This is a genomic window from Rhodococcus sp. Eu-32, assembly GCF_003336925.1.
GTDB classification, from domain to species: domain Bacteria; phylum Actinomycetota; class Actinomycetes; order Mycobacteriales; family Mycobacteriaceae; genus Rhodococcoides; species Rhodococcoides kyotonensis_B.
The window spans coordinates 1-584 of the sequence record NZ_QGNK01000057.1 but is presented as its reverse complement, the minus strand read 5'-3'; the positions used below and the strand labels follow the sequence as shown (position 1 = coordinate 584).

Here is a 584-nt window from a genome sequence, read left to right as displayed (position 1 = left end):
GTCTGGTCGGGTGCGATGTCGAGGGCTGCGGCGCTGATGTTGCGGTAGAACATCATGTGCAGGTTCTCGTCGGCGGCGATGCGCTGGAGCATGCGATCGGCGATCGGGTCGTCGCACACCTTGCCGGTGTTGCGATGCGAGACGCGCGTCGCGAGCTCCTGGAACGTCACGTACGCCACCGAATGCAGCAGACCGGTCTGCGATCCGGCGGGGGATGCGAACCCGTTGGTCATGTGGATCATGCGGGCTTGCTCGAGCGCGACGGGATCGACGCCGCGGGTGACGACGAGGTAGTCGCGCATGACGATGCCGTGCCGGTTCTCCTCGGCGGTCCACCGTCCGACCCAGGTGCCCCAGGCGCCGTCCTGGGAGAAGTTCTCGGCGATCTCGCGGTGGTAGGACGGCAGGTTGTCTTCGGTGAGCAGGTTGGTGATCATCGCAGCTTTGGCGACCTCGGAGAGCTTGCTCTGCTCCGGGTCGTAGTCCACACCACCCAGTTCGGCGAAGTTACGGCCCTCGTCCCACGGCACGTAGTCGTGCGGATGCCACTCCCTGGCCATGGACAAGTGGCGGTTCACGTTGTC

The 584-nt window shown here is 65.4% G+C and carries 1 protein-coding gene; it reads right to left on the bottom strand.

What is annotated here, in order from left to right; genetic code table 11:
- On the bottom strand, positions 1 to 584 hold a 584-nt coding region (locus DK926_RS26290), incomplete at both ends, for an acyl-ACP desaturase (protein WP_165839681.1).